Below are 6,499 nucleotides of genomic sequence, written 5' to 3'. Positions count from 1 at the left end.
CTTTTTGCACATTCTTCAACGGATAATGGAATACCCATTATTTTTGAGAATAAAAATAAAACAGATGGATTCATTAATTCTGATGATTGGATCAGAATTAAATCATCCAAAGCTAGTAAAACAGGAGCACAGTATTGGGCCCCTGATGAAATGCTGAAGTCTGTTTATTTGAGTAATGATGATAGAACAGATCATAAAATCTATGGATCATCAACAGATAATTCAATAGGAATAGGTGTTTTTTATCAAAGTCAAATGGGGCGAGGTAAGTTGGTAAAGGAGTTTTGGGAATATGAAGGAACACATGCTGAAAAATCTTGGTTGAAACAGGAACTTCGAAAACGACTAGAAGTTCCATCTTTAAGTAATAGGCAAACACCTTTTGAAGTTATTAGAACAAACGAATAACTAGCAATGAAAGTGCAAGGTCTAAAACCATCATCCTTAGATGAAAAGACTTGAATAGGATCAACAAAGTATACCTATTCATATGATTCCGATAAAGATAGATTCATGCTATACAGGCTCCACCTATATTTTCGACATCACCATATGATATTTAAAACAACCAATAAATTGTTATGACCTATGTCTAAATGAATTTAGATATAGTGATAGACCTTTTACGGACTTGCAAACATCTTTTGAAGTCAGTAAATAATTATAGATATACAATACAACAAATGTTATGCACAATAATGCAGTGACAAGAATACTTTAGTTGAGAGAGGAATTTATGAATTTGAAAACAATTGTTATAGTATCAACATGTGTGTTATTAATTTTACCATTTGGTTCAGTTGTTTCGCATGCGAGCGAAAACAAATTAGAAATAGGGTGTTTAGATAAGGAGGATTTAAACAACCTTATTACATTACCAGGAAGCATGATGGATAATTTGAATATTAAACTAGATGAATTAATAAACGATTGTAAAAAGCAAGAAAATAACGGATGAGAATTCTGTATAAAAAACCGAAAAATGAGGTTCTGATGCGAAAGTGATGGAATATAAAAAGAAGCAGACTGCTTCCTAATGGATTCCGTTTTTATACTAATAAGCCAAATAGATGATTGATTATCTGTATTGGTTTTTGGACAGACTTCACCTTCTGAGAAGTTTGTCCTTTTTTGATTATATGCATAACTTCTATTCCAGCGATCATTTTTGTAGCTGTTTGCAAGGATTTCAATCCCAGCATATTCCGAATCCGTTTTTTGATAAATCGATGATCTTGCTCAATGATATTGTTTAAATATTTTTTCACACGAAGTGGTATACCATGTGATATACATTTTTCTTCCTTTCGTTCACGTATCGCAACAGGATAGGCCTTATCTCCATCAGCAGTTATCAAACGAGGCTTTGTGGCATGACAAGAAGCCAAGGTTTTCTTTAGAAAACGCTTGGCAGCCTTCGCATCTCGTTTACGATTTAAATAAAAATCAATCGTGTTTCCTTCGGAATCAATCGCACGATATAAGTACATCTTTTCTCCTTTGATTTTGATGTATGTTTCATCCACTCGCCAAGAATCATTGGTTGACTTCAAATGTGTTCGAATCCGTTTATTTAATTCTGGTCCATATTGATGAACCCAGCGCATAATGGTTGTATGGGCTAAGGAGAATCCTCGTTCTTCCATCATTTCCACTAAATCACGAAGACTTAAGTTGTACCGTAGGTACTAACGTACTGTTAGCAAAATAATATCGGGCTGGTAATGCTTCCATTTGAATATATTCTCTTTTTCCATACTGGTCACACACCTTTTATAGAGTAATACTATCAGTATATCCAAGGTTTAGAGATTACTTGCAATTCCTCAAATCTTTTTGCACCAGAACCTATTTTTTTATATGAAGTGGTATATCCTTTTGTAAGTATTTATCCTCTTTTCATTCTCGTATCGCAACCGGTAATTCCCACCTTTTAATTCTTGAAATGACATGAAACATAAACTGTCCTTTTGTGAGACAAATTATCACTTGAAAAACACTTAAACTAAATATAATGTTATCTAGTTGTCAAAATATATCGAAGGAGGATAACACACTATACCTTTGTAGTAAATTAGTCCAGTTAAGTCCGGATATGTTCTAAAGAATACAACCGTTTTATAATAGAAAGATACTATTATAAAATAGAACTTTAAATAGGAGTGAAAATATATGACACAACGTGTGACAGCTATCGATTCGATTCGTGGTTTTTCATTATTTGGGATTCTATTGGTTAATACCACACTGATTCAGTTTGGTATGTTTAATACAGAATTACCATTTTATGTACTTAGTAATACAGATAAGAGTATCAATGGATTTGTTCAATTCTTTGGTACCCATAATTTTATTACGCTATTTTCTTTTTTATTTGGACTGAGTATAGTTATGTTACAAAAAAGTAGTATAGTAAAAGAAAAAAATTTCTTCTCTATTTATTTAAGGCGGATTGTTATTTTACTTACATTAGGATATATTCATGGGATTTTTATTTGGGAGGGAGATATTTTATTCGGCTATGGAATTATAGGGATTTTATTAGCTATATTTATAAATAGAAAACCAAGAACTATACTTATTTGGGCCTTTATTTTATTAGTATTCTCGATGTGCATTAAATATGTCTTTGACCCTACTTCGAATATGGATAATCTTTCTGTATATAGTGAAAAAGCACAGTATTTACATAAAACAGGAAGCTATATAGAACACCTACATTTTCGTTTGAATGAAAATGCTTTTGAATATCTAGGCATGAATCGTTTTTTAGGATTAGTCTTTGTATTGATTTTTGTGACACCACTTCCAATGTTTTTATTTGGAATGTATGTTGGTAAAAAGGGATGGTTATTTAATGTAGATAAATATATGAATGCTCTTAAAATAATCTGGTTAATTAGCGGTGTTTTTTCTTTCACAATAAAAAGTTTGGAACTATTAACAAAACATTCTCTTCTCACCTTGTTAACAAACAATGTTACTCCAATCAGTATGGCCCTTTTTTATGGCAGCTCAATTATTCTATTAGCTCATTATAAATGGCTATCAGGTTTATTATTTTATATGGCTAACATGGGGAAGATGTCCGTGAGTAATTATTTAATGCAGACTATCATTGTTACTACTATTTTTTATGGGTATGGAATTGGTCTATATGGGAAAGGCGGCTATTTGTTAGGTCTAGTGTTAACAATCGGAATTTACCTAATTCAATTATATGCTAGCACTTATTGGTTACAGAAATATCGGATGGGCCCTATAGAGTATATTTGGCGACTTGGAACTTATCTAGAAAAACCAATGTTTAAGCGAAGTTTGAAAAAAGCAAGTTGAAAGGACTTACCATTTTATATTTTTGAAGATATTTTCTGTCATGCATTCTGGCGATTTTTATGTTAATCCGATAGTTTTAATTTTTATTAAAACTTTACAAACACATTAAAACAAGAAAGAGGAAAAGTAAATGAAAAATAGAAAGTATTTATTCACTTTGTTGACGATAATAGTTTTTGTGTCTTCTTTATCATTTTTACATGTAATTCCTACAAAAGCAGCTTGGGATAAGACAAGTAAAAAAGAAGATGAACAAATCATTGTCAAATTTAATAAAGAGGTCTCTACTATAGAAAAAAGTAATCTTTATCGACAAAAAAATACAAAGGTGATTTCCCGAAACACACAACTTGGATTTGATGTTATTCAAGTTCAGGGCCAATCTATACAACAAGCTCTTCAAGAATATCGTCAGCTACCTGGTATAGATTATGTAGAACCAAGTAAAGTTTACCGAGCAGTATGGACCCCTAATGATTGCTATTATTCTTCGAATCAAAATGCCTCACTACAAAAAATGCAGATTCCTAAAGCGTGGGATATTACCCGTGGAAGTACTGATACAGTAGTAGCAGTTGTTGATTCAGGGGTTCAGAGTACGCATCCTGACTTAAAGGGAAAGGTAATCTCAGGTTACGATTATGTACAAAATAACACAGATCCAAGTAAGGATGAACTAGGACATGGGACACATATAGCAGGAACAATCGCTGCCGTAACCGACAATGAAATTGGAATAGCTGGAATAGCTCCTAATGTAAAAATACTATCAGTTCGTGTACTAGATAGAAATGGATATTCATACAATGATGTCATTGCTAACGGCATCACCTATGCTGCTGATCATGGTGCGAAAGTAATCAATCTCAGTATAGCCATGCAAGATCCTTCTCAAGTACTAGAAGATGCCGTCAACTACGCATGGGATAAAGGAGTGGTATTGGTAGCCGGAGCAGGAAATGCTTCTACTTCCCAACCGTATTATCCTGCTGCTTATTCCAACGTCATTTCTGTAGCAGCAACTGATTCCAATGATGCGAAATGGGATCGCTCTAATTATGGAATTTCAGTAGATGTTTCAGCACCAGGTGTAGATATCATGTCGACTGTTCCAACCAATTGGAATCTTGAAACACCTTATAGTACCAAAAGTGGAACTTCAATGGCGACTGCCAACGTTTCAGGTGTAGTGGCACTCTTAGCTTCCCAAGGATTCTCCAATATACAAATTCGAGATGCGATAGAAAAAAGTGCAGATAAAATCCCTGGTACGGGTGAATATTGGAAGCACGGAAGAGTCAACGCTTATAAAGCTCTAACTAATGTTTATTTCGATTTAAAATGATAGTTAAGTTGAATTTTTAAATATAGTAAGAACATGTAGGATATGATGCAAAGTTTGAAAAAATATAGTTGTAGTTTAAGAAGTTGTTATACACTGAAAAAGAGAAGCCAGGAATCTGGCTTCTCTTTTATTGATAAATAGAGGGTGTTGCAAAACTAAAATAAATATGCAATGTTATGAATCAGAAAAACTAGCTGAACATGCAATAGATAGCGATTTTGACCATACCAACGTGGCTGTTCCAGCCCTTTATCTTTGAGATGACTAAACTGTCTACGTAGGCAAATAAAATTTGTAAAATGGATTAATTTTGATCAAAATTGGTTATCATACTAGTAAATCCGTCCTTTCTGGAGATAGTTTTGGGATACTATCATTCTTCCAGGAAAACGGATTTCTTTATGCATTCATTTTTGGATATTTATGAGTTTTGCAACACTCTCAAATAATCTGAAACGTTTCAGGGTGCTAAGTTAGAATATTAGGGCTTTTCATTTATCACTAGTCAATTTTACATTACGGTAACATCCTAAGTAAGTTTTTAGTTGGCACTGGCAACAAAACGTTATTTTCCCACTTGCACCACCACTCAGATGAATGAAAGAAAAAGACAAAGTGAATATATTGTGTGTCATTCATCTTACCAATATTTTTATGAATATAATCCAGAACTTCTTTTTGCAAAGGCTGCAACTCTTTTCCTTGTGTTAATCCAGTGTACACCTGGCGTATATAAAAGTTTGTCGTGTTGTACATGTTCTTAGCGTTATGACAACATTCTTGAAAATAAGAATACATACGATGCCCTTTTTTAATCCAAATTTGAAGAGTTTTATAGTTTGACAGATTTTCCTTTGTCATTTTATTCACCTCCTTGTTAAGGATATTATAGCAAAACGGAACATATGTTTCTGTTGTTTTCTTGAAAATAAAATATTTCTTTCGATTCACCTCACCACCTTTACTTACGTTTAGAGGTGGGAGTCCTCTCGAAAGGCATGATAGAAAAGGGAAAGACATAAAAAAATAGGTGCATGTTTAAACTACAAAGAAATATAATTTCACGTACCATACTGTTTTATTAGAAATAATACAAAAAAACTCAATAAGGGTTGCTTCTTTTCTTTCTTCTCCGATACTATAGATAATTCTTTGCTGTTACACGTAATTGAAATTCCAAAATTAATGGCACAATGGAAAGAAAAACAAGTCAATCCGTGGGAAGACTCTTTTTTGAGATGGTTGCTGTTATTATCCGCAAATGAAGATACACAATTCACGCATACACTGGAGGAAATCGCCATGAACCGAGATCTGATTTTAAAAAATGCGATGCAAAAGTGGGAAAAGATGAGTCAAGACCCTGAATTCCGTATGTCATATGAGGTGAGACAAAAGGCTCTTATTGATAAGGCTTCTAAGTATAAGTATGCCGAAAAGAAAGGTATGGAAAAGGGACGAGAAGTAGGCATTCAAGAAGGGAAAATTCAATTGATTCAAGGCATGCATAAAAACGGCATGGATATCGAAGATATTGCGAAGTTTGCAAATATGGATATGCCAGAAATACGCCATATTTTAGACAACTAAAGTGTACGGTACACTTTAGTTGTTCCACTGAAGCTTCTAAACCTAAAGAACTAATACTCAAAAGTAGATTTAATATTCAGAAATATATAGACTGAATGAACCTTTTTATGTATCTAACTTTGCATCTGCAACGGAAAATAACACATTTTGATTTTGTATATCCCGAAGCAATGCAGGAGCTATTTTACTATCATGTACATTTGCGGTTGTAAATGCATACGACAATAT

Annotated in this window: 4 protein-coding genes and 5 pseudogenes; 5 read left to right on the top strand and 4 right to left on the bottom strand. The window is 33.3% G+C overall.

What is annotated here, in order from left to right:
• Both ACQRBL_RS31705 and ACQRBL_RS31700 read left to right on the top strand, forming a co-directional pair.
• A partial coding sequence (locus ACQRBL_RS31705; RefSeq protein ID WP_427736347.1) for a Kunitz family serine protease inhibitor occupies positions 1–408 on the top strand: 408 nt, incomplete at its 5' end.
• 328 nt (positions 409–736) lie between these two features.
• The gene (locus tag ACQRBL_RS31700) at positions 737–958 is read left to right on the top strand and encodes a hypothetical protein (protein WP_001050218.1); all 222 of its coding nucleotides are present in this window, start codon (positions 737–739) and stop codon (positions 956–958) included.
• A gap of 91 nt (positions 959–1,049) precedes the next feature.
• Here ACQRBL_RS31700 and ACQRBL_RS31695 read toward each other — a convergent pair.
• Positions 1,050–1,757, bottom strand: a pseudogene (locus ACQRBL_RS31695) (IS6 family transposase).
• A gap of 415 nt (positions 1,758–2,172) precedes the next feature.
• Between ACQRBL_RS31695 and ACQRBL_RS31690 the strand changes: the two are divergent.
• Both ACQRBL_RS31690 and ACQRBL_RS31685 read left to right on the top strand, forming a co-directional pair.
• Entirely contained in the window at positions 2,173–3,336 is a 1,164-nt protein-coding gene (locus tag ACQRBL_RS31690) for a DUF418 domain-containing protein (protein WP_023523754.1), read from the top strand.
• Positions 3,337–3,466: 130 nt separating this feature from the next.
• Positions 3,467–4,681, top strand: a complete 1,215-nt coding sequence (locus ACQRBL_RS31685) for a S8 family peptidase (RefSeq protein WP_411996757.1) — start codon at positions 3,467–3,469, stop codon at positions 4,679–4,681.
• 155 nt (positions 4,682–4,836) lie between these two features.
• On the opposite strand, the pseudogene ACQRBL_RS31680 reads toward ACQRBL_RS31685, so the two are convergent.
• Positions 4,837–4,962 (bottom strand): annotated as a pseudogene (locus tag ACQRBL_RS31680) (ISNCY family transposase); the annotation flags it as partial.
• Positions 4,963–5,293: 331 nt separating this feature from the next.
• Positions 5,294–5,542 (bottom strand): annotated as a pseudogene (locus ACQRBL_RS31675) (RNA-guided endonuclease InsQ/TnpB family protein); the annotation flags it as partial.
• A 285-nt stretch (positions 5,543–5,827) separates the two neighbouring features.
• Here ACQRBL_RS31675 and ACQRBL_RS31670 point away from each other — a divergent pair.
• Positions 5,828–6,271: pseudogene (locus tag ACQRBL_RS31670) on the top strand (Rpn family recombination-promoting nuclease/putative transposase); the annotation flags it as partial.
• Positions 6,272–6,379: 108 nt separating this feature from the next.
• Here the strand turns inward: ACQRBL_RS31670 and ACQRBL_RS31665 are convergent.
• Positions 6,380–6,499, bottom strand: a pseudogene (locus tag ACQRBL_RS31665) (ISNCY family transposase); the annotation flags it as partial.

Origin of the sequence: Bacillus sp. AF62, assembly GCF_050312695.1 — a bacterium.
Classification (GTDB): Bacteria; Bacillota; Bacilli; order Bacillales; family Bacillaceae_G; genus Bacillus_A; species Bacillus_A cereus.
This window is presented reverse-complemented; position numbering and strand designations above follow the sequence as displayed.